We start from the raw sequence: 25635 nt of genomic DNA, 5'->3' as shown, positions 1-25635 counted from the left end.
AAACCCATTCGTTGACGCCTATACTCCCTTCCTTTAAGATGAAAGAAGTGCATTATTTCCGGTTGCGAAATAATGGTTCTAACCTGAAACCGGGTCGGGATTCTCTTTTGGAAAGAAGGAAGAAAAAATGACAGATACAAAAGAACAAAAAGAAGCACCCCGGATTGATCCGAAGCTTAAGTCAAGGCTTATTCTGCTGATTTGTGCAATTTTAACCTTTACCGTAATGAATGGCACCATGTTTAATGTGGCCATTCCAGATATAGCTGAACACTTTGGATTAATGCCCTCCCAGGTAAGCTGGGTTATGACCGGCTACATTCTTGTGTTTTCCATTGGCTCACTTATGTATGGGAAGCTGGCGGATATCTTTCCTATAAAAAATCTGCTTACATTCGGCCTGACGCTTTTTTTCATCGGGGCAACACTCGGAATACTCGCACCAAACTATCCGACACTTCTGGCTGCGCGGATTATTCAGGCCCTCGGCGGCGCTACTATTCCGGCACTGGCCTTTATCATTCCTGCCCGTTTTATTCCCGATGAACGGGGACGGGTATTCGGAATCGTGTCCGCTACCGTTGCATTTGCCTCAGGTCTCGGACCAATTGCAGGCGGCCTGATCGGCGGTTTCCTGAGCTGGCGCTTTCTGTTTTTATTTTCCATGCTCTCCATCGTTGCGATCCCGTTTTTAAGAAAGTGGATTCCGGATGAAGAGCGGCGTCACGGTGTTGTGGACATACCCGGGGCTGTTTTTATCGCCGCATCAGTCGCTTCCCTTCTCGTATTTATTACGACCGGCCTCTGGTGGGCTCCGCTGATGTTTGCAACCTCTCTTATTCTTTTTATCTGGCGGACGCTGACAGCGGAGCATCCGTTTATTGAACCATCCCTTTTAAAGGATGGACGCTACACCACCACCGTAGCTACCAGCTTCCTTGGAACAAGCGTCCTTTTCGGCATGATCTTTATCATTCCCATTATGCTAAGGGACCTGTATGATCTGAATACCCTTGCCATCGGTCTTGTCCTCTTTCCCGGCGCAATGGCCGCAGGACTGATCGGTCAGGCCGGGGGCAGGCTTGTAGACAGAAAAGGCAGTGTGCCGGTTGTAAAATTGGCGATGATTCTCGTAGGTTTCGGTACCGTACTTATCTCCACATTTGCCGGGTTTCATCCTGTGGTGGTCGCCTTATGCGTTCTCGTAACCTACCTTGGCTTCCCACTGGTTCAAAGTTCAACAGCCAATCTCCTCTCTTCTATTGTTCCCGAAAAACAAACCGGTGTGGGTATTGGGATGTTCAACCTGCTGAACTTTATGAGTGCAGCCATCGGCAGTGCAGTTTACGGCCGTATCCTTGACCTTGAAACAGCTTCTTTTCTTCTGAACCCGTTTGCCAGAACGAATGACAATATCATCTACTCCAATTTGTTTTTAAGTCTCACAGGAATTGCTCTAATTGCCCTTACGATTTTCTTATTTCGATTCCGGGCGGGAGCAACAACTGCTGTGCAAAAAGGCTGACCATGAAGGTCCGCCTTTTTTGTCGTTAATTGAAGATTTATTTTGACCTTATTCCCCTTTTCAGAATAATGTAAGGGCTTTACAATAAACGTAATTGCAGCCGGTCGTTTATGTTTACGGTGATCTTTTCAGTCGGGAGGCCAGGGTATGAAAAAAACAGTGATCGGATTATCCGTTGTATTTCTTTTCGCCGTTATCGGACACTTCTTCATGTAATCTGCTGCCTGAACCCCGCATAAAAGTAAAACAGGGAGCTGCAGCCGGAACATGTCCCGGCTGCAGCTCCCTGTTCGTTCCCTTAAATCCGTTCATCATAATGCAGACCTTTACCGGTAATTTCGCTTTCACATTCGAGGATCAGCTTTTTCAGACGCATATTTTCATACTGCCTTTCAAAATGACTCCGCTTTTTCACAGCCTGGGACCTCTGAAGAGAAGCTACACGTGCAATCAGCGGGGCATCCGGCTCCTGCCGGACAGCGTAAAGAAGAAATTGTTCGTCTCTGAGCAGCGGTATATAGCCCATCACAATCACCTCACCGTTTTATTACCCTTTCATGCCCCGGACGAAGCGGACAACTTTATAAAACCTGATGAATCACCTGACGGAATCTGATAAGATAAGACAGTCCGGGGCAATGATCCCCTATCACACGTCACACATCCGGAGGCAGACTTTATGCAGCGCGCCATACATAATAACAACACCTGGGAGCTTTCCAGTCTTGAGCGTGGAAAGCTTTCTTTGCTTGATAAAAAAAGCCGAACAGACAGACTTAGATGCCCTTACTGCGATGAAGCAGTGAGACTTCAGGTAAGTCTTCACCATCCTCCTTCCTTCGTTCACCGAAGCGAAGGGCCTTATACAGCATGTGAAGAGCAGGACCTTGAAGCAGACCTGCAGGCGGCAGAAACAGCAGTTGTTCAGAACGAAACGGCTGCAGCAGCAGAAAGCAGCAGCAAAACAGTCGGTTCTTTTACCCTCCCGGAAAGTAAACCTATCGGCACCGCCGTGCAGGAGCGACCATCAAACAGGCCGGGTCCCTGGAAAAAGACCGTTTATTTTATCCGTGATCAGGCACAGCAGGCAAAGCCGGATCACTCAAAGGCTGATCATCCGGTATTAAAAAAACTTGAGGCAGGCGGCACGCCCCTCAATAGCAGGCAGCAGGAAGCGGTCATCACAACGGATGGACCCCTCCTTCTTCTGGCCGGCGCAGGAAGCGGGAAAACAAGGGTTCTCACCGCCCGTGCAGCCTATATGCTTGAATCCGGACTTGTCCCTCCGGATTCGATGATGCTCGTTACGTTTACTCAAAAAGCAGCAGCAGAGATGAAGCACCGCCTCGCTTCTTCATTCGGTCTTGACCGCCGTACGGTTCAAAAAATCATTTCCGGTACGTTCCATAGTCTCTTTTATAAGATGCTCATGCACCAAAATTATGAACGCTGGCAGCCGGAGCGGCTTCTAAAAGCACAGTGGCAAAAGGAGAAAATCATTTTCGGCGCTTTAAGAGAGCTGAAAATTGACGAAAAGGAATTCGCCGTAGACAGTGCTCTAACTGCCATTGGGGCATGGAAAAATGACGGTCTGTCACCGGAGCGCGTTAAGCCTGCGGATGCGTTTGAAGAACAGGTGAAAGATGTGTTTCGTATTTACGAGCAGGAAAAAAAGGAGCGTCATCAGTTTGACTTTGATGACATGCTCACAGGCTGCCGTGATCTGCTTATGTCCGATCCTGAACTGCTTGCCCGCTACCAGAAACGTTTTACCCATTTTATGATCGATGAATTTCAGGATATTAACCGGCTTCAGTACGAAATTGTAAAGCTTCTTGCAGCGCCGCAGATGAATCTCTGTGCGGTCGGAGACGACGACCAGTCCATTTACCGTTTCCGAGGAAGCGACCCGGAATACATCCTCCGGTTTGAATCAGAATTCAAAAGAACACGAAAAATTCACTTGGAAGCAAACTACCGTTCAGAGCCGGCGATCGTCAATCTGGCTAACGATGTGATCCGCCGAAACAAAGATCGATTTGACAAGCGGATGCTCCCCGTCAAACCGAATACGTCCCGTCCCGGTCTCATTTTTCCTTACGATGAGGAAGAAGAGGCGCTTTACCTTATCGAACATATCAAAGAACGGATCCGCAATCAGTCAAAACCTGAAGAAATTGCGATTTTATACCGGACACACGTTCAAGCAAGGGCGGTTTTTGAACGACTCGTCGAATCCGGGCTTCCCTTCACGATGGAACAGGGAAGCGAATCGTTTTACGAGCGTAATGTTGTCCGCAAGGCACTTTCTTTCCTTCGTCTTGCATTAAACGGAGATGATGTAGACGCCATGCAGGATTGGCTCAGGGTTATGTTTCTTAAACACAGCCTTCTTCAGGATTTAAAGCGTCATACAATTTTTCATGGGGAAACAATGCTCGGTGCCCTTCACCGTACAGAAGACCAGATGAGCGGCTTCCAGACGAAAAAAGTGCAGAAAGGTGTAGCCGAAATCCCAAAGCTTGCGAAAATGGAGCCTAAACTCGCCCTTCAATCAGCTTTTGAGAATCTTGGATTAAAGGAATATGTTAAAAAGAACGGCCGTGAAGGGAACAAAATGGAAAGAGGGTCCGATGATTTCCTTGAACTCACTGCGATCGCTTCGAACTACAATTCCGTTTCCAGCTTTCTGGCGTACGTAGATCATATGAGGGCAAAAGTCAACGACCATCGCAGGGAAAAAAAGGACGGGAAAGGCATCCAGATGATGACGATCCACCGGGCAAAAGGTCTAGAGTTCCCGTATGTATATGTGATTGGATGTAACGAAGGATCTCTTCCCCACGAACATGCTCTTGAGCGAAACCGCGAAGGAGATCCATCCTACATTGAGGAAGAACGGCGGCTGATGTATGTGGCTGTAACAAGAGCTGAACGGGAGCTTTACTTGTCTTCAACCGATCAGCGCCGCGGTAAAAAAGCTTACCGGTCGAGGTTTCTTCAGGACCTGTCGTTCAGCCCAGGCTGATGGGCAATTATCATCAGGTTATCTAATCAAGGACAAAACCCGCGCAGATTTTTTCCTGCGCGGGCTCAAATCCACCAGAACGGCGGCTGATCTTCTTTCGGTTTCGCCGTTTCTTCACTATTTTCACCTTGATTTTCGTTATTCCCGAGCATGACCTGCTTCCATGTACTCCAAAGTGTTTTACGCTTTTCCAGTTCGGACTGGTCACTTCCGGAATCTGGTTTATGATTCTTAGTCAAAGATGGCCCTCCATTTTCCTGTTTTGATATCAGCTTATGCTTTTACCATCAGGCCGGCACGGGCAAAGCCTTCTTTATTTGTTATTTTTTCTTGTTTTTGATCCGCAGCCGCAGCCGCGTTTCTTTGAGCTATCCCCATCATTTACATTCTTTTTACGGCTGTATGTGACAGTAGCTGGTTTTAACCTGCTGTCTGCACGCTTTATTTTTCGTTTTTCCCCATAGCCCACACCTTTGCCTCCTTCCTAACCTGACGGTCTACTATCAGGCTATGACAGAGGATTTTTTCCGGTTATGCAGGAGCGGAGAAGCATGGTATTTTCAGATGGGAATATTACTTTTTTTCTTCATGATCCGGATCACCGGAATGATTTTCTGCCGCTGAGCATGTGCTGTTTTTTCCTTTCACAATTTCATTCTGGCCCTCTTCTTCTGCAGCACGCTCATTTTCTTTTTGTATGAGTACTTCTTCCGGATCCAATTTTGTCTTCTCAGGTTCAGCACGGCTTCTGCTTCCGTGAGGCGTATGACCTGCGCGGCTTTTACTATCAGTTACCTTTACTCTGTTCCTCCCTTTAACCCAACCTTCCTCAACCGGTTCACTCGTTTCAAAATCACTTACCCGAAACGACCTGGGATCAGCAGTATCAGCCTTTGCAGGAGCAGGAAACGGAAACGGTTTCCTTCTGTCACGATCTCCTTTGTCCGTGTTTGCGATATAAGGCGACATCTGATACTGTGCCATTGGACGATAGGTCCTGAGTTCTGCTTTAAGAAGCTCGATTTCCTTTTCAAGTTCTCCTGCGGCAGCTCCTGCTAATTGAAGATCAGCTCTGTCCCGCTCCCATTCCTCTTCAGCTTTTTCAAAACGTTGTTTCTGCATTTTTTTCTCCGTTTCTTCCTTCTCCAGGGCTTTCTTAAGTTTTTCGTATTCCTGCATTTGAACTTCATAATCTCTTCTCAGCTTTACTGATTCTTCCTTTGCACTGCTCTCTGCCTGCGTAAGTTCCTTGACTGACTCCCGTACCGCTTCCAATTTTTGAAGCAGTTCCCTGCCTCGGACTTCCTCAGCTTCCGCCTTTTGTTTTAACACATCAATTTCTTCCCGAAGTACTTTATTCTGCCCGGTCAGAAAAGAATGCTGTTCCCGCAGATAGTCAAGCTCTTGATTGAGTGGATCTTTCTGATAATGGTCAACTCTGCGACGATAACTGTTCAATTCGGACTGAAGATGAATGATACGCTGTTTCAGCTGAACCTCAGACATTTTTTCCGTTGACATTACTTTTTTCACTGAATGTCACTCCTCCTCAAAAAGCCGGGAACTAACCCGATTTCCGGCTTTTGAAAATCTTTCTTTTTCATCTATATGTAAGTACCGGTCAATCTTTCTTAAAAAGCCCAAGTGCCTTATTTTCGTTCTGGGATTATGCACAATTTTACACCCCTCTCATACTATGAAGTAGTCCCCGATAGAGGAACTACCATGAATGAAAGGATGATTAAGGCATGGCAGAGTTTCACCCTCTCTGTATAAGAGCTGAAAAGTTATATGACTGGGTAACACGTCAAGTTGATAAAGAGTTAACTTTCTCTGGTCCGGCCGGATTAGCCGAACTTGATTTCGACTGTGACGGAGAAGAAGGGGCAGACGATCCTTGTGACCTGCTTCCTCCTGGTGAAGATTTTATTGTAACAGTCGTTGAAGTGGAGGATACTGTAGAATGCTCGGAGGTTGGAACACGGCGTAACGTGTTTGTTCCGGAGCTTGGAATTGAACTTCAGGAAGTTAAAATCCGCAAGCAGGGGAGCTTCGTTGTGGAACTGCGTCTTGATGAGGATGACGTAGATCCAATCTGTACATCCGGCGAAATTGACTTCTGTCTTTTTGAGAAGTTTCTCCTCTGTGCGCCTGAGGGTACGGAAGTCGATTGCGATGTATTCGACTTTAGTGGTTCCGGAGTCGTTTGCTGTATCAATGGAGAATTCAGCTCACTTCAGCTGACCCTGCATATCTGCCAGTCGGTTCAGGTTCACGCTGACGTAATTCTGGAAATTGAAGGAGCGGAGTGCCGTCCACGGGAAGATATTATTCTGCCAATCAGCAGACTTTGCCCGGAGATTGCTTTCCCTCCACAGTGCCCTGAAATTTTTCCGGCGCACAACGGTCATCACAAAGAAAAATAATAACATCAGGATATGCAGCAAGATCAGATTGATGCCACCCATCAATCTGGTCTTTTTGTATTTGCAGTTATACAGGCGAAACAATTTTCTCTTCTGACTGGAAAAAGACGTGCATACACTCTCATAACAAGGCAAATTCCGGGGTGATGAAAAGGTGAAGTCTAAACACTCTTATCAGCAGAAAAGGCAGGATGATACCAAGCTGCAGCTCGAACAGAAAATCCTGCATTACAGGTCCGAACTGAGTAAATATAAGCATCAGGTGCAGGAGCTTGAAACAAGACTGAGCCAAAAGAATGGAAAGCGTCAGTCTCATTCTGTAACGGTTCCACCTGTTACAGCAGCAAAAGCATACTTCAGTCATTCTGTTTTTCTTCCTAAGAACAGTGAACCAGAGGACAGCCAGATTCACATCATTGGCCACTTCACACTGGAGAATACAGGTAACCAGATTCTGCACGATCCGGTTTTCTGCTTTCGTGCAAAACCTTCAAATAAGATTCATATCGGAGGTAAAATCAGATTCCGCCAGCAGCTCGAACGAACATGGATAAAGCCGCATGAGGAATGGATGTATGTCCAGAATGATTGGAAAGAATGGGTAAAAACCAAAGGAGAACACTGGCTGAAGCCGGTGCATATTGATACAGTCAAGCCGGGGGAAAAAGCTGTTTTTACAAACTTTGATATTACGGCCGATGCCGCGGACAGTGATGAACATCTTCTGATTGAAGGGTTTTGCTACACCAGGGAAATGCAGAAAGGGATTTCTTCTGTCAATACAATCAGTCTTTACCTGTGAGCGGGGAGTGCCTGTAGCACACCGTTTTCTCTTTTCCTTATCCTTAATACACTGGAGGTTCTTACGTGAAGGCTGCTTGTCTTGTGATTTCTGAAACTTTAAGCTTCCCTTATTCCAGGGAAAGTATTGACATCATTTTAAAGGATGACGATTGTCCTGCCTTTTACATGATTGGTTCCGATCCTCCTGTGACAGAAATTGCAAAGAGCCTGGATAAAGTTTCCCCTAACTATATTCTTGTCCTGATATCCGGTACAGGCTGGGACTCGTTTATTACAGATTTATACAGGACAGACATTCCTCTGATTGCCTGGTTTCTGGATGATCCAAATACACTCGATTATAACAAGCGTTTTATCCATTATTTTCACACTTTGTATTCTGTGGAAAAAAATGCGGTTGCTATTTACAAAAGGCTCGGTCATCGCCGTGCTGCATACCTCCCGCATGGAGCTGATGTGAATGTCTTTCATCCGGAACAGCGGGAACATTCGGTTTACCAGAGCGACATCTGTGTTGTAGGTTCGGCCTGCACGAAGGCTGCTGAGATCATCCGCTTTCTAATTTCACAAACTGATTGGAGAATTACAACCGTAGGTAGAGGCTGGAATGAAAAGCTTACCAACTGTAGTATCAGCCCCAGGTTAAAGCTCATCAATTATTGGATTTCTCCCCGGTTTGAGCGGTACTTTTATTCCAGTGCGAAGGTGGTTCTGACTGGCTTTTCAGAGGAAGCCGCAATATATAATGCTGCATCCATTCCCTCAGCCAGCCCTCCAGTGGAACTCTTCAGAGCTGCTGCATGCGGCGCCTTTCAAATCACTCAAAGGCGCAGGGAAACCGCAAATCTTTTCCCATCTGCCAAATTGTCTGTTCACGCCGGCACCAAGGAAGAATGTCTTGCTTTGGCCAATCTTTATTTAGCCGACAATAATAAGCGCCTCCTAATGGGTGAAGCGACCCTCCGTGAAATAAACATTGAACATACGCTGAGGCACCGCCTTAGAACAATTACTGCTTCACCTTAATCAGAAGAAATAATGGATTACAGCAGAATGAATAATGGAAGCAATACCTGCAACAGCCAGGAATAAGATTACTTTTCCAAACCAGAGAGGCAGCCATATAAAACCTGAGGTAAGAAGCAGGCTAACCCAGAATCCCGTGCACCAGTGACAGCTGAGCAGTTCTCCTGCCGGTCGGCGAAACCACCCTTCTCGGGGCTCATAAAAGATCTCCCCCTCTTCTTCTCTTTCCGTAAGAAATAAATTACGTAAAGGTTCTGTAATTGAATCATAGACAACTAGATGTGTAAGGCGGAATACAGCGATGCTCACCATCAGAAGACTAAGCCATGTAACCTCCAATCAGATCCTTCCTTTCTTTAAGCCTGAATATCCTGAAATCAGGTGCTCTTTGCCATTTGGGCAAAGAGTTTCTTTACATCCCGGTAAACTTTTGTTCCTGCTATCAGATTATGTTAGTGTTGTCCGCTCTGTCCCCGATATATGACTATAATGCAAGAAAGCGGACGCCCAAAAACAGATTGCTATTCTGGTTATGTATCCAATCAGGTTTCATATATATGCATACATTAAAGAAACACATGCAGCCAGGAGGAGATAGAATGGCAGACCAGTTAATTACTCCCTGGGATCTGGACGGCTCACTCGGTGAATTTTTCGTTCCGGAGTATATTACGGAAATGGCATCCGAAGTCATCGCCCAGTATGATATGCAGGTTTCGTCGATGGAAGTAATCACTACAAAAGCAGATAAAGGGGGTCTCATCTGGAAAATCGAGACCGACAGAGGACCAAGAAGTTTAAAAATTCTACACCGCCGTCCGACAAGGAGCTTGTTCAGTATTTACGCCCAGGAATATCTGGTACATGAAAAAAAGGCAAGAATCCCTGCGATTGTCCACAGCAAAGCCGGGCTTCCATACGTGGAAAAAGGAGGTAAAATCTGGTTTGTAGCTGACTGGATCGAACCCCTTGTACCGGTATCAAAAGATCTTGCTGGAGCGGAACAGCTCTGTCATGCGATCGGGGAATTTCATACTTTATCAAAAGGGTACACCCCCCCTGCCGGAGCAGAAAACGCTACCCGGCTATACAGATGGCCGAAAACGTATGAAAAAGTGCTTAAAAAGATGGATTGGTTCAGAAATGTAGCACATGCTTACAGTGATATGCCGGCAAGCGCGACGATTCTCAATTACGTAGATCACTTTGAACAGCATGCGGTAAATGCCCATAAGGCCCTGATGGAATCGGCATACCACTCGCTGGTGACCAGAGGGAACAAAGCCTGGGGACTCGTACACCAGGATTACGGCTGGTCAAACGGACAGTCAGGTCCAGACGGAATGTGGATTATTGACCTTGACGGTGTCGCTTATGATATCGGCATCCGTGATTTAAGAAAACTCATTACCGGCACAATGGACGATATTGGAAACTGGGATGTAGCCTGGATGAAAGGCATGCTTGAGGCGTATCATCAGTCCCATCCGATCGAGCCGGAACTTTACGATCTTCTTATAATCGATATGATGCTGCCAAACGAATTTTATAAAAACGTAAAAGAAATGGTTTACGAGCCGGAAATTTTTATGGACGGGGAACTGGATGCCCTTTGTAAACGCATTGCTGAAGCCGATCAGTCCAAATGGCCGGCAATTGAGGCCCTTCGTGAACTGAAAGGCGATATTCTCAAATAATTGACGAATAGGATATGACACTGCCAAATGCATTTTCAAATGGAAGTCAAAAATATAGTTTACGGGCACGCTCTGGTTGCTTTAAAGAATTTGAAGATTATTTTCCTCGAATGACTTAAAGGAACACCAGGCAGATGAAAAATGATTCGTAAGCTGAAGGAGGACATTTTGGAATGAAAGTAGCCATTGTCTGTACGGAAAAACTGCCGGTACCTCCGATACGCGGGGGCGCCATTCAGACTTATATCGCAGGCGCCCTTCCCTCTCTGAAAGGAAGACACGACATTACCGTTTTCGGTCGTTCCGATCCCGATCTCCCAGACCGCGAAACAGTCGAGGGTGTACGTTATATCCGCGTTCCCGGTGGACTTCTCGAAACCTACCGCGACGGCCTTGCTGAGGTTTTTCAAGATGAGAAGTTTGATGTGATTCATATTTTTAACCGTCCGCGGCTCGTCAGGACTCTGCGGGCTGCTGTACCTGGAGCACGATTGATTTTAAGTATGCACAACGATATGTTCAAAACGGCAAAGATTGACCGGGAGGAAGGAGAAGAAGCAGTAGCACAGGTGGATAAAATCATCACCATCAGTGATTATATCGGCTCTTCCATTACCGCTGACTACCCCGAAGCTGCACCGAAGCTGAAAACAATCTACTCCGGTGTTGATGTAAACCGTTTTGTACCTGCTTCTACATCGGCTGGACGAAAACTCCGGGATGAAATCAGAGCCGAACACAACCTTGGTTCACGTAAGCTCGTCATGTTCGCTGGAAGACTCAGTGCAAATAAAGGTGCTGACATTCTTCTGCAGGCGATGCCGATCCTCGCAAAAAAACATTCCGATGTGGCACTCGTGCTTGTAGGAAGCAAATGGTTCAGTGATAACAATGTGACTGACTATGTCGCTTATGTAAGGGCCCTTGCCCAGCGTATGCCGGTACCGGTGATTACGACCGGTTTCGTTCACCCTGAAGAAATTCACAAATGGTTTTCTGCTGCAGATGTCTTCGTATGCCCATCCCAATGGGAAGAACCACTTGCGCGTGTTCACTATGAAGCTATGGCAGCCGGGCTCCCAATCGTAACAACCGCCCGAGGAGGCAACCCTGAAATTATTGAACCTGGAAAAAATGGTTATGTGATTCAGAATCCGGAAGATCCGCAGGAGTTTGCTGACAGAATCAGTGAGATCCTGAGTAACTCTTCATCAGCGAAAGCTATGGGCGCCCACGGGCGGAAATTGGCTGAAGCCCGCTTTGTCTGGAGCCGTGTCGTCTCGGACATTTTAAGTGTCTGGACTGAAATGGAGCAAAGCATTGCCTCCGGTGCTCCGCTAGGTCTAGGAACGGCTGAAACCACAGCTCCGGAAGCGGATCATGATTCAATGGAGTTGATCGCTGACGAGACCGTCGCAGAAACTGAAATCAATGATGAGGTTACTGCAGATGCTGAGGAAGTCTTCGAAGTAGAAGAAGAGGAACTAATCATTCCGGAACCTGAACCAGTTGAGAAAATATATCGCTTTACAAACAACCCTCCATCTAATCCGAAAATCTGGATCGAATCCTCTGCTAACACACAAAACAGGAGAAAACGGCGGGCAGGATAAGCTCGTTTAAATAAACTGGAGGAAAAACAGGAATGGTGAACCGACAGCCTTCCTGTTTTTTTCTTTGGTAAAAACTTATGTTCTTTGGAACCTTTCTTAATACCTATCCGTAGAGGTATTATAGAACAATAGTTTATATATCTGATCAGGGGGAAATTCATATGTTTATTTACAGTCTTATTACCGCCCTGCTTTTTCTGAATCCCATTGCGGGAAACTGGAGCAGAGCATTTAAAAATAAGAAAGCAGCCAGCACTTTCTGGCCGGAAAATATGGCCCGTTACATACTTGGGGTGATTGTCAGTTTTTCTATCTTTTATTTTGGCCTTATTGATCTTACATGGCACGGCATCTTACATTCATTCGCTGTGATCATCGTTATTAATCTTCTTCTTTCTTCCACTATTTCGTATTACTATGATAAAAAAGTGACCTGGTCCAACCGGGCAGCGTTCACACTCGGCTGTCTGGTTGCTGTGGGTATGGCCTATATGTGGTTTATTTACCCGATACAGACAGCATCCGACCGCCATGCCCTTCCGGAAGCGGAGACCGAGCTGGAAGTAATGGAAAGCGCTGATGAGGAAAATATCCGCGTTGTCCCTTATGGGAATGCCCGCTACCGCTCGGAAATCGTATTTGGTGACCTGGATGGTTCAGCTAGGTACAATCTAGGAGAATCAAGTATCCAGACGATTGACGATGAATTGTTCTGGGTCAGCCCGATTGAGTTTGACGGTTTTTTCAGATGGATCACAACCGACCATGTTCCCGGGTATATTAAAATTTCAGCCGAAGACCCAAACGATCAGGCCGAGCTTGTTGATGGGTATGAGATGAACTATGTGCCGAGTGCCTACTTCGGTTCAAATGCCAAGAGAATGGTCAGACAGGCGCACGAAGACATCATAATTGTAAGCGAATCGTTTGAACCGGACGACGAAGGTCACCCGTATTATGTGTTTTCCTATGGCTACTTCGAGTTCTTTCGTCATGGCAACAAAGCAGACGGAGTCGTTGTTCTCGATGCGGTAACAGGCGAGATGGAACGCTACTCCCTTGATGAGATGCCGGAATTTATCGACCAGGGGGTTGCTGAGCAGACAGCACTTGAATATGCAACCTGGTACGGTCAATACGGCGGTGGATTTCTCAACCGTTTCATCGGAAGGGACGGCGTAACGGAGCCGCGGAGAAACGAAATGATCGGCGTATACGGCTCAGAACGGCAGATGTACTGGTTTGTGGATCACGAAAGACCCCGCGGTTCAGGCAATACAATGGTCGGTTTCTCCATGGTCAACGCCCGCACCGGTGAAATGACTTACTATGGCGGTCAGGAGGCCAGGGGAATCTTAAACGGAAATGCTGCAAGGGACCGGGTCGACCGGGCATTTGAGCGTGAGCAGTGGGTTGGTACGCAGCCGGTTCTCTATTCAATCTACGGCCAGTATACATGGGTGGTACCTGTGGTGGACCGCAATAACGGCTTTCAGAAAATCGCACTCGTACACGCGGACTCAGGCCGTGTCGTAAGCTCCGAATCACGACGTGAGGTCTTTAATGAATACCAGAGTCTTCTTGCTTCAGGATTGGACCCTGATATGGATATTCCGACCGATCTGGCTGAGGAAGTGGAAGAAACACTTACCGTACAGCGGGTGACGCAGTCCACCGATGAGGACGGAACAATTGTCATGATCCTCTTCGAAGAGCGTAATCAGGTGTTTACGGTTCCTGTCAATCGCTCGCAGCTTGCTCTCTTTATCGAGCCCGGTGATGAGCTGGAGGTAGAGTACATCGATACCGGCGAAGATTCAATTGCCATCCGGAATTATCGGAATCTGTCTCTGAACCGGTAATCAGCAGGTAGTACCAGAAAAAAAGGACCCGGCTGGGTCCTTTTTTTGAACGGGTTGACTTGATTAGCAGTATTATTATTTCCTAAACGTTCTTATTATTTCCTCAGCGTCCTTATTACTTCCTTACTGTTCTTACCAGCTCCGATTGCCGGTCCTGAAATTTTACTCCGACCACGGGGGCTCGTCTCGTTAACGAGTAAATTCACGTGGCGACGACAGGCTCCTGCACATAGGCAAGAAGAAGACGGGTTGTTTCCTCGATCGAGTTACGGTGTGTGCGCTCGTAAGCGTGTGATGAATCGATTCCCGGTCCGATCAGTCCGTGGACAATATCATGGCCGGAGCGGATCGCGGCGGATGCATCTGATCCGTAATAAGGATAAATGTCGAGTTTATAGCCGATCTCGTTTTTTTCCGCGAGCGCAGTCAAGTGCCTCCGCAGGCCGTAATGGTATGGTCCGCTCGCATCTTTCACACAGATGGAGACTGTATACTCATCAGTGGCCTGGCCGTCCCCCATCGCACCCATATCCACAGCTAGGTATTCCACTGTTTCCGGTGTAATATTGGAGTTTCCTCCATAGCCGATTTCCTCGTTATTTGAAATCAGAAAATGGGTTGTATGGGGAAGCGTGACGCCCTCCTCTTTTACCTGTCTAATCAGCTGCATAAGGATGCCGACGCTCGCCTTATCATCAAGATGGCGGGATTTCAAATAGCCACTCCGAGTCGTTTCAACACGCGGGTCAAACGAGACAAAGTCACCTACTTCAATTCCTAGCTCTCTGACTTCTTCTGCTGTATGTACTTTTTCATCGATGCGCACTTCCATGTTCGCTTCATTCCGCTCGGCTTTGCCGGCATCTTTGTAAACGTGGACGCTTGTCTGATGCATCAGAATCGTACCGGAGTATTTCTTGCCGGAGACAGTTTCAATTTCACAGTACTCTCCTTCGATGGCGTTAAACTTAAATCCGCCGATCAGGGAAAGCTTCAGCCTGCCGGAAGGCTTGATTTCCTTCACCATTGCTCCAAGGGTGTCCACATGAGCTGTCAGCATACGATGCTCGGCATCATTTTTCCCTGGCAGCGTAGCAATGAGACCGCCCTTCCGGTTTCGTTTTGTTTCCACATCAAGCTTTGCGAGAAAGTCTTCGACATATGAAATGACCCGGTCTGTGTTTCCCGATGGACTTGGAATTGAGACAAGATCTTTAATCAGTTCAATCGTCTGATTCGTGTCTGGTGTCTTCAAATTATATTCCCCCTGTGTGATATAAAGGTTTACTTTCAGTATACCAGACAGCGCTTTAATTATCTTTTGCCACTGTACGGATCCCACAAAGCCGCTTCTTCACTTTTATTACCGTAACGATTGTCGATCCGATCATCACAGCGAGGAAAGTGAGAATCGCGGGCAAAGTGGCTGCTCCCTGATCGATCTCTCCTGCTGCCAGCCGGACCGCCTCAAGATGAAATAAGAGAATCATAACCTGAATGCCGAGCAGGCCAGTAAACAGATAGGTACCCATAAGATCCTGATGCTGTTTCTTTTCTTCAAACGTCATGTTCAAAGGTATGGCTATCCCCTGGGGAAAATAATAGAACGGAATCACTATAGCTAAGAGAAACAGGGCCATTCCGGGCAGGAAAAAGATGAATGGTTTGGCGGCCCACCTGGTTACTTCCCCGACATGGCTGATATGCCCCGGCACAAGATCGCCCATTGCGTGCCAATGCCAAAACGTATAGACAAACATAAATAATACCACTGCAAAACTGGTGGTGAGCAGCACGACATCACGTGTTTTCAAACCGGTTCCCCCCTTCTCCTGAACAGATTTACGGAGAATGGAGGGGAAAGGTTTCATCGTCATTAGTATTGACCTGATCCGCTCCCCGATCGATAAAAGCTTCCCAGGCAGTCAGAAACCGTCTCGCCGCATGTTGAAACTGAAACGCAGTTTCTACGAGATGCCGGCCGTTAGCCGTCATGTAGGTAGCAAGCTCCTGATTACGCAGAAAAAATTCGATTGCCTGTGAATATGCAATCGGACTTTCGCAGTCTGTTATGACCCAGCCGTTCTGTTTATGGATTATCACCTCCCCATTCCCTCCCCGGTCGGTTGTAATGACCGGAACCCCCGCCGCCATAGCTTCGTAATGAACTCGTGCCAGCGGTTCTTCCCATAATGACGGGCACACAAATATATCCGCTGCGAGAAAGAGATTTCCGATTTGATCAGCAGGTATAAACCCGGTAAAGAGAACGCGGTCTTTCAATTTATCTGCCTGTGAACGGAGTTTTCTCGTATACCGGTTCATTCCGTCATCACTGAACCATTTTCCACCAGCAATCATCAGCACCAGCCCCGGATGCTTCCGGAAAAGCAGCTTCATGGAATCGATCAGAACATGAACCCCTTTGTTCGGCGACAGGCGCCCTGCAAAAAGAACGACGGTCCGGTTGCTCACACCGAATCTTCTTCGCCACTCTTCACGAATCAACTGCGCCTCGTCGGATTGTCTGGCAGGAAAATGCCTCAGATCCACACCTGAGTAAACAACACGGCATTTACCTTCAGCCTCGGGGAAACGTCCGACAACTTTTTTTCGGATAAAGTCACTGATTGTAATAATGCCAACCACGGTATTTATTACCCGTTCCCCTTCATCCTGGCTGATTTTTTCCGGTGCGAGCATATCGTTATGAAGACCAAGTACAAACTGGCTTTCCGGGGCCGCTGCGGCGTAAATAAGGAGGTCCAGTGGACGATTAAACACGTGGACCAGGTCGTATGCTTCCTCCTTGAGGTGGGCCGCCACAGACCCGGCATACTCTTCCTGGGGGAAACGAACATAGCGGACCTGATCACACGTTTCTGAGTCGGGGAGAGATGGATCGGAAATTGAACAGATGGTCAGATCATACGGTTCTGCTAAAAAAGGTGTAATGCCATCTATAAACATCTGGATGGCCCCTCCTTTAACAGCAGGGGCTGGAAGGCTCTCTGTACAGATCAGGACCATGCGCAGCCTCATTGAGCTTCCTGCTCTCTTTGATAGCGTCCAATGGCATGGTAATCCAGTCCGGCTGCGGCCACCTCGCCGGTATTCAGGACGTTACGGCAGTCCAGCACGATTTTTCCTTTCATCATCCGGCTCACCCGGCCCCAGTCAGCCTGTTTAAATACGCTCCATTCAGTTGCCAGAACAAGTGCGTCCGCATCCGTGAGGACACTGTAGGGATCCGGCTGTGAGATAATGCCTTCAGACGTTTCCTTTACCACCGGATCATGTGCGAGTACTTCTGCACCTTTTTCCTGAATCTTACGAATGAACGTTAGAGCCGGAGAGTAACGGGTGTCATCTGTATCCGGCTTAAAGCTGAGCCCCCAGACCGCAATTCTTTTCTGACGAAGCGTTCCGAGCAACAGCTCCAGACGCTGGACATAGCTTTTTGTTACTGAGTCATTCACTTCCCCTGCTGCCGGCAGCAGTTTCGGGTTAATCCCCTTCGATTTTGCAGCATAAATGAGAGCACTCAGATCTTTTGGCAGACACGATCCTCCATAACCGAGACCTGGACGAAGGAAGGCAGGACCGATTCTGGGATCTGCTCCGATTCCCCTGGCCACATCTTCCACATTCACGTGATAGGCGTCACAGATCGCCGCGATTTCATTAATAAAGGATATTTTGGCTGCCAGAAAGACATTAGAGGCGTATTTTATCATTTCAGCACCGGTAAGGGATGTCGTGAACCAAGGTGCACTCACAAAGGAGAACAATTCCTTTACTCGCGCGACAGCTTCTGCCGAGTTCCCGCCTGCAACCATCCGGTCAGGATTCAGCGTATCCTCGAGCGCAGTCCCTTCCTTTAAAAATTCCGGATTGGATACAACGTCGAAAAGTTTCCTGTCTGCCTTTTGCGCCAGTTCACTCTCGATCCACTTATTTGTGCCTGGAGGTACGGTACTTTTCGTAACGATCGTTTTATGGGAACTGAGGTGCTCAGAGATATCGGTCAGAGCTGTTTTTAAAAAGCGCAGATCTGGCGATCCGTCTATTTGCGGCGGCGTTCCTACAGCGATAATTATAATTTCTCCATGATAATACGCTGTTTTACGGTCATCAGTAAAAGTAAGCGTACCTTTTTTTAAAACCCGGTCGAGCAATTCCTGCAGGCCAGGCTCAAAGAATGGCACCTCTCCTCTTTCAAGTTTTGAAATTTTGACCTGATCTACGTCCAGACAAATCACCTTATGGCCATGGTCTGCCAGCACACAGGAAGTGGTCAATCCCACATATCCAGCTCCGATCGTGGTTACTTTCATCGTACGATCCTCTCCTGTCTCCACACATATTCTGTTATATCCTACTGAAGCTGTCAGGGTTCGTGCGGACTTGACATAAAATGTGCAGAAGCCCTTAAAATCAGGGCTGCCCTTTTAAGTTGGGACAATCAACATAAGCCTGGGTACGAGCATAATAAAGAATAAAGCTACAGATTGGAAGGAGAATCGCTATGCAAGTAAGAAAAGCGATTATTCCTGCTGCAGGATACGGAACCAGGAGTCTCCCCATTACGAAAGTGCTGCCAAAAGAGATGTTTCCTATAGCAGGAAAGCCGGCGATCCATCACATTGTGGAAGAAGCCGTGAACGCGGGAATTGAAGAGATATTAATCGTCGTCTCCAGGAACAAAAATATGATTATGGACTATTTTGACCGCTCTCTTGAACTGGAAGCTTTTCTTGCGATAAATCATAAAGAGCATCTGCTGGAGCGTACCATCCTCCCTGATGTCCACATTCAGTACGTGAGACAACCGTTTGCCAGGGGACTGGGCGACGCTGTTCTTCTCGGAGAGCCATTTGCTTCGGGAGAACCTTTTGCCGTCCTTCTTCCTGATGATCTGTTCAGTACAAACAATGGGGAACAGGCTCTTAAGCAGGTGGTCCAGGCATACAGCGGCAAACAGGCAGGAATCATCGGAGTTCAGGAAGTAGAGGAATGTGTTCTCAATCAGTACGGAGTGATCGACCCGGGGAATGGATCAGCGGAAGATAACGTACTCGAGATAAAAGACATCGTGGAGAAGCCTGAGAAGAATCCTCCTTCCAGGCTTGCAGTGTGCGGCAGGTACGTGTTTGAACCTCAGTTATTTTCATTTTTGAAAAAGGTTACACCAGGTGCCGGTGGTGAAATCCAGCTTACCGATGCGATCCGGATGATGCTCTCTTCCAGTACCTTTGGTGCAGTCAGAATTTCAGGTGAACGGTTTGATATCGGGAAAGAACTGGACTACTACAGGGCCATTGCCCATCATTTAAAGAATGGCTTATAAAAAAACAGCAGCCTTTAGGAGGCTGCTGTTCATGGTATTACATAAGGCCGATCGTGTTGTAACCGCCGTCCACATGCAAAATTTCGCCGGTAACTGCCCGTGACAGATCACTGAGAAGGAACAGCGCAGAGTCGCCCACTTCCTCTTGTGTGACCGTCCGCTTTAGCGGGGCCGTTTCTTCAATTTCCCTGAGAACTTCGTTAAATCCACCGATACCTTTTGCGGCCAGAGTACGGATCGGCCCTGCAGAAATGGCATTTACACGGATGTTTTCTTTTCCAAGGTCATTGGCAAGATATTTAACACTCGCATCAAGAGAGGCTTTGGCCACTCCCATTACGTTATAGTTTTTCACTACGCGCTCACCGCCAAGGTATGTGAGTGTTACAATGCCCCCACCTTCATTCATTAGCGGACGGGCAGCCTTGGTGACCGCAGTAAGCGAATAGGCACTGATATTCTGGGCCAGGAGAAATCCTTCACGAGTCGTGTTCAGATATTCGCCCTCTAGTTCCTCACGGTTGGCAAATGCGATACAGTGGGCAATTCCATGGATCGTTCCCACCTCTTCCCCGATCTGCCGAAATGTGCGTTCAATTTCCTCGTCGTCCGTGATATCGCATGGCAAAATCACAGAATCATTACGTTCGAGTCCTTCCGCAAGCTGACGCACGTTACGTTCAAGGCGTTCTCCTGCATAGGTAAAGACCAGACGAGCACCGGCGTTTGCCAGTGACTGGGCAATTCCCCAGGCGATACTCCGTTTGTTGGCCACTCCCATAACAACATATGTACGATTTGATAAATCAAGGTTCATCATAATAAACGAGCCTCCTCATTTTATTTATAAGTTCATCTTAAGATCTGGTGCTAATTCCTGCTCGTTTATTATACCAGAGTTCTGCAGTCTTTTCACTTAGCTGTTTTCGGAAAGATTTTAGTTTTATGCCGCTGCAGGCGGACGCTTTCCGCGACGGTCCGGGGAGCCTCCTCGGACTTTCGTCCCTCGGGGTCTCCCCCTGGCCCTGCTGCCGCAGGAGTCTAGCTCCTGGCGTTCAGCTTCGCATGCCACGGTTCACTGACTGAAGGGTATTCTCATTAAATCAATAAACCAGCAAAAAGGCCTTTTAAATCAGGCCTTTTTAATGTGCAAATATCTACCCTTTACTCGTCCGGATATTTTTCTTCTCATACCCGCAGTCAGGACAGGAGAAAATCACATTTTGGTTGGACTGGGCGGTCAGCACCTGCTCAAAAGCATGCCGCCGCTGGCAGCCGGGGCACTCCGCCAAAGGTTCGACAGCCATTTCCGGTGATTTAGGTTCCAGCATCCTCTCACTCCTATTCATGGAGAATTGACGTTCTAAACCGTCTCTTCCCTTACTATTTACGAACAGGCTCCGTTCAATTCCTCCGGCTGACAACCGTCGCCTTGGTACCTCGATCGTCTACCTCACCTTCTTCAGGAAAGAGAACAATAAAACTGACGATTCTCGTTTCCTTAATGTACACGGGGAGGCGTTCAAGCCGGTAATGCCAGCTTACTGTACCTTTTCGCGCGCTCAGTATTACAAGAAGATCGGTTTCATAAAATTTATCATAAAAACGACCCTTCAGGTCTGACCAATCTTCCACATCCACTGCCTCCGCAGAAAGGGAAGGCTTGATCTGGTCAAGAATCTGTACATAGCGTTCACTGCTTTCTCCCACCGAGATCAGGAGCAGTTCGGCACTGGTGCGGCTTGCCAGCTTCTTAATCGTTCTGAAGGCCTCATCTGCCCCTTTCATATGATCGAACGCTTTAGGGATCACGACAACGAGACGCTTTGTCAGGTTCAGGGGGTGCGAAAGTTTGCTCACAAGAACCTGGCGGTCGGTTGACTCGATCACATCGTCAAGGACATGACCGAATACCCGGCCACGCTCTCCTGGATCACCGTCCCACCCGGCCACGACCATAGAAATACGATTATCTGTCATGGCATAGCCGATCCGTTTTGCCGTATTACCGCCTGCCCGTGTAAGCGGCCGGACCGGCACATCGACAGCCGCTGCATAAACAACAGCATGACCAAGCATCTTTTCTGCCCGTGCAATATTCTGCTCCCGGTTTTCCTTTCCCCCTCGTACAACGGTCATAGGGTATAGAGGTTCTGTGGAAAGTGGATTTTTAAGTGTGATGGCAAGCTCCAGAAGAGCATCCATCGTATCAGGATTCGTCATCGGAATCAGGATCCGTTCCGGAAGCTGTTCTGCTGTCAGTGGTTCGTTATCCTCCGCATACGCAAGTTTTCTGCCAAAGTGTTCGGTAACTGCCGGTCCAGTGATACAGGTTATGAGTATCATGAGGATTACGCCGTTCACAACTGCAACATCAAACAGTCCGAGTTCATATCCGACAAGGGTTGCAGCAAGAGTCGCTGCTGCCTGAGGGATGGTCAGACCGAACATCACTTCCCTCTCTGTGCTTGAATAGTCATACAGCTTTGCAGATACTGCTGCTGCAAGCCACTTGCCCGCGTTTACAAAAATAACAATGGACGCAGCCAAAATAAGCGAGGCCGGATTCTCCGCAAGCACCGAAAAATCCATCAGCATGCCAACGGACAAAAGAAAAAAGGGAATAAAAAGAGCATTACCGACAAATTTAATTCTGTTCATAAGTGCCCCGTTTTCCAGAATCAGGCGGTTCAGAGCGAGACCGGCTAGAAAAGCGCCAATGATCGGTTCCACTCCGGCAAGAACTGCCAGAAACGCGCAGGCAAACATGATGCTCATAACGAACACATAATCTATGGATCCTCCACCGCTGAAACGTCTGAAGAATTCTTTTGCCATGTAGGGAACTCCGAAAATAATAAGGAGGGTAAATACAGTAAGGCTGACCAGCAGCTGTACCCAGAAAGTCAATGTAAGAGCTCCCTGCACAGCTCCTGCTGCTACGGCCAGAACGAGCATGGCCAGTGTATCTGTCAGAATCGTCCCTCCCACACTGGTTGTGACTGCCCGGTTCCTCGCAATCCCAAGACGGCTTGCTGCCGGGTAGCCAAGCAGGGTGTGGGACCCGAGAAGTGAAGCCAGCAGAAGCGATGACCAGAAGGAATACCCCAGAATCAGCCCTGCCCCCATTCCGAATATAAAGGGGATAAAAAAAGGACATCAGACCAAATGCAATACTCCGACGCCTGTATTTTTTAAATCCTTCCAGGTCGATTTCAAGTCCGGCAATAAAGATAATGTACAAAAGACCTGCTGTTCCTAAAATAACAATGGTTTCATTGCGTTCAAGAATACCCAGTCCGTTCGGGCCGATAATCATCCCGGCAACCAGAACACCGATAATTCCAGGAATTTTCACGCGTGTCATAATGAGCGGGGAGATGAGAAAGATAAACATGGCAACAGCAAAAATAAATATGGGGTGACTCGTAGGGTCGTTTATCATTTCCTGCTCCTTTGCCAATTTGTATGTACAAGCTCAGGCCGTTATCTTATGACAGTAACAGAAGGCTGTCAATCCTCTATCGGCCTTCACGCTCTGCACGCATGATTGTTTTTAACTCTCTGATAAACTGAATGTAAGCAAGGAGGCACTGTCTATGTATGATATTATCGGTGATATTCACGGCTGTTATGAAGAAATGACAGCACTTTTACAAAAAGCAGGGTACCTTCTTAATGAAGATGGGCTCGTATACCATCCTGAAGAGAGGCAGCTTGTGTCGCTCGGCGACCTTACAGACCGGGGACCGCAAAGCGCTAATGTTCTCCGGTTCGCCATTACCAACTGGAAAGCAGGGCGCCTCCTTTACTGCCCGGGCAATCACTGTGATAAACTGTACCGTTATTTTCTCGGCAGAAATGTAAAGATTAATAATGGTCTGGAAACCACTGTTGCTGAACTCAAAACCTTATCTCCAAGGGATTACACCTTTATCTCCGAAGGGTTCAAAAAGATGGTCGAGCAGTCCCCATTGTATCTTGATCTGCAAGAGCGGAGTCTGGTGGTGGCACACGCCGGCATTAGAGGCGAACTGATCGGAAAAACAAGTAAAAAAGTCAAAACGTTCGTCCTGTACGGGGATATTACCGGCGAAACCCACTCTGATGGACGGCCTGTCAGACGAGACTGGGCGAATGCCTATACCGGTAACACGTTCGTTGTTTACGGCCATACACCGGTTAAGGAACCCCGTTTTCTTAATCATACGGTGAATATTGACACAGGATGCGTGTTTGGAAACGCCCTTACCCTGTTTCAGTGGCCGGAGCTTAAGACAGTTTCGGTTCCATCGCGCCAGCCCTTTACTCCTGAAAAATTCAGAGAACCTGGTGAGTAAAACAAAAAGGCTACCCTGAAAATCGAAGCTTCACTTCACGACGTCCGTTCTCTTTCCGCGGCGATGCCGGTAAGCCTCCTCCGCTGCGCCTGCGGGGTCTCGCCTGGCCCCCATGCCGCAGGAGCCTCACTGCCGGCATGAAGCCCGCACGTAACCATCTGACCATTTTTATTCCCCTTTGATGTCGTGTTTTACTAATGTCCAGGCGGACACATTCCCTTCCGTGATAATTATTTCGAAAGCTCTATCCGAAAACAGCGAATAAAAATAAGCCCGACCCTTAGCCGGATCAGGCTTTTTCCCATGCTCGCCGCATGTCATCAGGCATTGCGCATGTAAATTGGCACGTATCTTCTGTTATCGGGTGAGTAAAGGCGAGTTCATATGCATGAAGGGCGTGACGACTGATCAATGAGCTGTCTGTCCCATACAGAGTATCTCCTGCGAGCGGGTGGCCGATAGAGGCAAAATGAACCCGGATCTGATGTGTTCGTCCAGTTTCAAGACGGATACTCACGAGCGATATCCCTGCTTTTTCCTCGATACACCGGTAATGTGTAACGGCACGTTTTCCCTGTGCCGCTGTTGTCCTTTCAATAATACTGCCTTCTTTACGTACGATGGGGGAATTAATTGTTCCTGTGCTCTCCTTAAGATTTCCCTGAACAATAGCCAGGTACGACCGGACGGTGCCTGATTCAGAAAGCCTGTGGTGGGCGTACCGGTGTTTCGCTGCTGCCAGAAGTCCCGATGTGTCCCTGTCGAGACGTGAGACGGCGTGGAACGTTGATGGTATGCTCTCTTTTCGGAAATAACCGATCACAGCCCCTGCCAGTGAGCGCCCCGGATCGTCCGGGGACGGCACTGTTGCCAGTCCCGGAGGTTTATTCAGTAAAAGCACGTGCTCATCTTCATAAACGATATTTAAAGGCATATCAAGCGCTTCGATACCTGGGGAAGGAATTTCCGGAGCAAAAAAAACGGTGACCAGATCTCCTTCATAAACCGGAAACCGCACCGTTCTTTCCGTTCCGTTTACCAGAAGCGAACCGCCGCTGTGCTTTATTTCAGCCAGCGTTTTTCTGGACATTTTACAGCCCGTACGGAGAAATTCCTTTAAAAGAACCCCATTAATACGCGGAGGAACCGTCCATTCGGCGCAAAGTCGGTCAGTCATGTATAAAGGATTCCTTTACCCTTTTCCAGAATGGGAAAGGCCGGAAGCGGGCAAAACGGACTTTTTCCTCGGCTACCCGGCACTGAATAGATTTTACGTCCTGCTGCAGGAGCGTCAGATGATCAATCGTGACCTGAAAGTCAACATCATTTTTGGGTTTCAAAAGACAGGTATGATGCTGAGGCAGCACGAGCGGAGAGCCGATTGTCCGGTAGACGCGGTTATTGATTGATGCCATTTCCGCAAGCTGGATCGATGCCAGTGAGGGATGCAGAATTGCGCCTCCCAGAGCTTTATTATAGGCTGTTGAGCCCGACGGCGTTGACATACACAGTCCGTCACCTCTGAACGTTTCAAACAGTTCTCCTTTAATTTCAATATCCATGACAAGAGAGCCTTCCATACTTTTGATGGAACACTCATTCAGCGCAAGAAAGCGCTCAGACTTCCGCTCTCCGTTGTGACGCACGATAACCTCAAGAAGGGGATATTCCACAACCTTAAACGGGGTCTTGGCAATGTGAATAACGAGCTTTTCCACCTCATCGGGCTGCCAGTCCGCATAAAAGCCGAGGTGTCCGGTATGGACGCCGACAAAGGCAGTATCATCAAGACGGTGGCTGTAAGCGTGAAACGCTTCGAGAAGCGTACCGTCTCCGCCCACCGAGATCACAATATCCGGTTCTTCTTTATCGTGGGAAAGTTCAAATTCATGCAAATAGGCTTTCACTTTCCGGGCGATGGCATCTGACGTTTTATCGCCGCGGGAGGTAACCGTATATTTCAT

At 47.8% G+C, this 25635-nt stretch carries 24 protein-coding genes and 1 pseudogene; 10 read left to right on the top strand and 15 right to left on the bottom strand.

Annotation, left to right across the window (positions count from 1 at the left end):
* Positions 1-127: 127 nt before the first annotated feature.
* Entirely contained in the window at positions 128-1525 is a 1398-nt protein-coding gene (locus tag CR205_RS03965; RefSeq protein WP_110517161.1) for an MFS transporter, read from the top strand.
* Positions 1526-1823: 298 nt separating this feature from the next.
* Here CR205_RS03965 and CR205_RS03960 read toward each other — a convergent pair whose 3' ends face one another.
* Positions 1824-2051, bottom strand: coding sequence for a hypothetical protein (locus CR205_RS03960; RefSeq protein WP_110517159.1), 228 nt, complete (start codon positions 2049-2051; stop codon positions 1824-1826).
* A 153-nt stretch (positions 2052-2204) separates the two neighbouring features.
* Here CR205_RS03960 and CR205_RS03955 point away from each other — a divergent pair, with 153 nt between their 5' ends.
* The gene (locus CR205_RS03955; protein ID WP_110517157.1) at positions 2205-4553 is read left to right on the top strand and encodes a UvrD-helicase domain-containing protein; all 2349 of its coding nucleotides are present in this window, start codon (positions 2205-2207) and stop codon (positions 4551-4553) included.
* Positions 4554-4618: 65 nt separating this feature from the next.
* Here the strand turns inward: CR205_RS03955 and CR205_RS20210 are convergent, their stop codons facing one another.
* Both CR205_RS20210 and CR205_RS20075 read right to left on the bottom strand, forming a co-directional pair.
* The gene (locus CR205_RS20210; RefSeq protein ID WP_161524667.1) at positions 4619-4792 is read right to left on the bottom strand and encodes a hypothetical protein; all 174 of its coding nucleotides are present in this window, start codon (positions 4790-4792) and stop codon (positions 4619-4621) included.
* A 334-nt stretch (positions 4793-5126) separates the two neighbouring features.
* Complete coding sequence (locus tag CR205_RS20075; RefSeq protein WP_142669857.1) at positions 5127-6086, bottom strand: hypothetical protein; 960 nt, start codon at positions 6084-6086, stop codon at positions 5127-5129.
* Positions 6087-6301: 215 nt separating this feature from the next.
* Between CR205_RS20075 and CR205_RS03945 the strand changes: the two genes are divergently transcribed.
* The 3 genes from CR205_RS03945 (at position 6302) to CR205_RS03935 (ending at position 8809) form a co-directional block, all read left to right on the top strand.
* On the top strand, positions 6302-6979 hold the full coding sequence (locus tag CR205_RS03945) for a BMQ_0737 family morphogenetic spore coat protein (protein WP_110517154.1): 678 nt from the start codon (positions 6302-6304) through the stop codon (positions 6977-6979).
* Positions 6980-7133: 154 nt separating this feature from the next.
* Entirely contained in the window at positions 7134-7781 is a 648-nt protein-coding gene (locus CR205_RS03940) for a hypothetical protein (protein ID WP_110517152.1), read from the top strand.
* A 65-nt stretch (positions 7782-7846) separates the two neighbouring features.
* Complete coding sequence (locus CR205_RS03935; RefSeq protein ID WP_110517150.1) at positions 7847-8809, top strand: CgeB family protein; 963 nt, start codon at positions 7847-7849, stop codon at positions 8807-8809.
* Here CR205_RS03935 and CR205_RS03930 read toward each other — a convergent pair whose 3' ends face one another.
* Complete coding sequence (locus CR205_RS03930; protein ID WP_110517148.1) at positions 8810-9148, bottom strand: DUF1360 domain-containing protein; 339 nt, start codon at positions 9146-9148, stop codon at positions 8810-8812.
* Positions 9149-9408: 260 nt separating this feature from the next.
* Between CR205_RS03930 and CR205_RS03925 the strand changes: the two genes are divergently transcribed.
* The 3 genes from CR205_RS03925 to CR205_RS03915 all read left to right on the top strand — a co-directional run bounded on the left by CR205_RS03925 (position 9409) and on the right by CR205_RS03915 (position 13981).
* Positions 9409-10506, top strand: a complete 1098-nt coding sequence (locus CR205_RS03925; RefSeq protein WP_110517146.1) for a CotS family spore coat protein — start codon at positions 9409-9411, stop codon at positions 10504-10506.
* Between the two features lie 173 nt (positions 10507-10679).
* Positions 10680-12119, top strand: coding sequence for a glycosyltransferase family 4 protein (locus tag CR205_RS03920; protein ID WP_110517144.1), 1440 nt, complete (start codon positions 10680-10682; stop codon positions 12117-12119).
* A 161-nt stretch (positions 12120-12280) separates the two neighbouring features.
* The gene (locus CR205_RS03915) at positions 12281-13981 is read left to right on the top strand and encodes a hypothetical protein (RefSeq protein WP_110517142.1); all 1701 of its coding nucleotides are present in this window, start codon (positions 12281-12283) and stop codon (positions 13979-13981) included.
* A 202-nt stretch (positions 13982-14183) separates the two neighbouring features.
* Here CR205_RS03915 and CR205_RS03910 read toward each other — a convergent pair whose 3' ends face one another.
* The 4 genes from CR205_RS03910 to CR205_RS03895 are packed head-to-tail and all read right to left on the bottom strand — an operon-like array spanning position 14184 to position 18318.
* Positions 14184-15236 carry a M42 family metallopeptidase gene (locus CR205_RS03910; protein ID WP_110517140.1) on the bottom strand — a complete coding sequence of 351 codons (1053 nt, stop codon included), beginning with the start codon at positions 15234-15236 and terminating at the stop codon, positions 14184-14186.
* Positions 15237-15291: 55 nt separating this feature from the next.
* Complete coding sequence (locus CR205_RS03905) at positions 15292-15795, bottom strand: DUF1648 domain-containing protein (RefSeq protein ID WP_161524666.1); 504 nt, start codon at positions 15793-15795, stop codon at positions 15292-15294.
* A 28-nt stretch (positions 15796-15823) separates the two neighbouring features.
* Complete coding sequence (locus CR205_RS03900; RefSeq protein WP_110517136.1) at positions 15824-17023, bottom strand: glycosyltransferase family 4 protein; 1200 nt, start codon at positions 17021-17023, stop codon at positions 15824-15826.
* Positions 17020-18318 (bottom strand): UDP-glucose dehydrogenase family protein, encoded by a 1299-nt coding sequence (locus CR205_RS03895; RefSeq protein ID WP_110517134.1) that lies wholly within the window; start codon positions 18316-18318, stop codon positions 17020-17022. The genes CR205_RS03900 and CR205_RS03895 overlap by 4 nt, the downstream gene beginning before the upstream one ends.
* 191 nt (positions 18319-18509) lie before the next feature.
* Between CR205_RS03895 and CR205_RS03890 the strand changes: the two genes are divergently transcribed.
* Entirely contained in the window at positions 18510-19331 is an 822-nt protein-coding gene (locus tag CR205_RS03890; RefSeq protein ID WP_110517132.1) for a UTP--glucose-1-phosphate uridylyltransferase, read from the top strand.
* Between the two features lie 37 nt (positions 19332-19368).
* On the opposite strand, the gene fabI is transcribed toward CR205_RS03890, so the two are convergent.
* The 4 genes and pseudogenes from fabI to CR205_RS20775 all read right to left on the bottom strand — a co-directional run.
* On the bottom strand, positions 19369-20148 hold the full coding sequence (fabI, locus tag CR205_RS03885) for an enoyl-ACP reductase FabI (RefSeq protein ID WP_201745365.1): 780 nt from the start codon (positions 20146-20148) through the stop codon (positions 19369-19371).
* A gap of 340 nt (positions 20149-20488) precedes the next feature.
* Positions 20489-20662 carry a hypothetical protein gene (locus CR205_RS20205; RefSeq protein ID WP_161524665.1) on the bottom strand — a complete coding sequence of 58 codons (174 nt, stop codon included), beginning with the start codon at positions 20660-20662 and terminating at the stop codon, positions 20489-20491.
* A gap of 73 nt (positions 20663-20735) precedes the next feature.
* Positions 20736-21536: a hypothetical protein gene (locus tag CR205_RS20780; protein WP_328587722.1), complete on the bottom strand. Its 801-nt coding sequence runs from the start codon at positions 21534-21536 to the stop codon at positions 20736-20738.
* A gap of 165 nt (positions 21537-21701) precedes the next feature.
* Positions 21702-22698, bottom strand: a pseudogene (locus CR205_RS20775) (cation:proton antiporter); the annotation flags it as partial.
* Positions 22699-22930: 232 nt separating this feature from the next.
* Here CR205_RS20775 and prpE point away from each other — a divergent pair.
* A complete protein-coding gene (prpE, locus tag CR205_RS03875) occupies positions 22931-23671 on the top strand; it encodes a bis(5'-nucleosyl)-tetraphosphatase PrpE (protein ID WP_110517128.1) in 741 nt (246 codons plus the stop codon).
* 10 nt (positions 23672-23681) lie between these two features.
* On the opposite strand, the gene CR205_RS20200 is transcribed toward prpE, so the two are convergent.
* The 3 genes from CR205_RS20200 to CR205_RS03865 form a co-directional block, all read right to left on the bottom strand.
* On the bottom strand, positions 23682-23837 hold the full coding sequence (locus tag CR205_RS20200; protein ID WP_161524664.1) for a hypothetical protein: 156 nt from the start codon (positions 23835-23837) through the stop codon (positions 23682-23684).
* A 123-nt stretch (positions 23838-23960) separates the two neighbouring features.
* The gene (locus tag CR205_RS03870) at positions 23961-24848 is read right to left on the bottom strand and encodes an RluA family pseudouridine synthase (RefSeq protein ID WP_110517126.1); all 888 of its coding nucleotides are present in this window, start codon (positions 24846-24848) and stop codon (positions 23961-23963) included.
* Positions 24841-25635, bottom strand: a complete 795-nt coding sequence (locus tag CR205_RS03865) for an NAD kinase (protein WP_110517124.1) — start codon at positions 25633-25635, stop codon at positions 24841-24843. The genes CR205_RS03870 and CR205_RS03865 overlap by 8 nt, the downstream gene beginning before the upstream one ends.

It is taken from the genome of Alteribacter lacisalsi (assembly GCF_003226345.1).
GTDB lineage: Bacteria > Bacillota > Bacilli > Bacillales > Salisediminibacteriaceae > Alteribacter > Alteribacter lacisalsi.
Note: the sequence above shows the minus strand (reverse complement) of the source record. Positions and strands in the feature narration are given on the sequence as shown.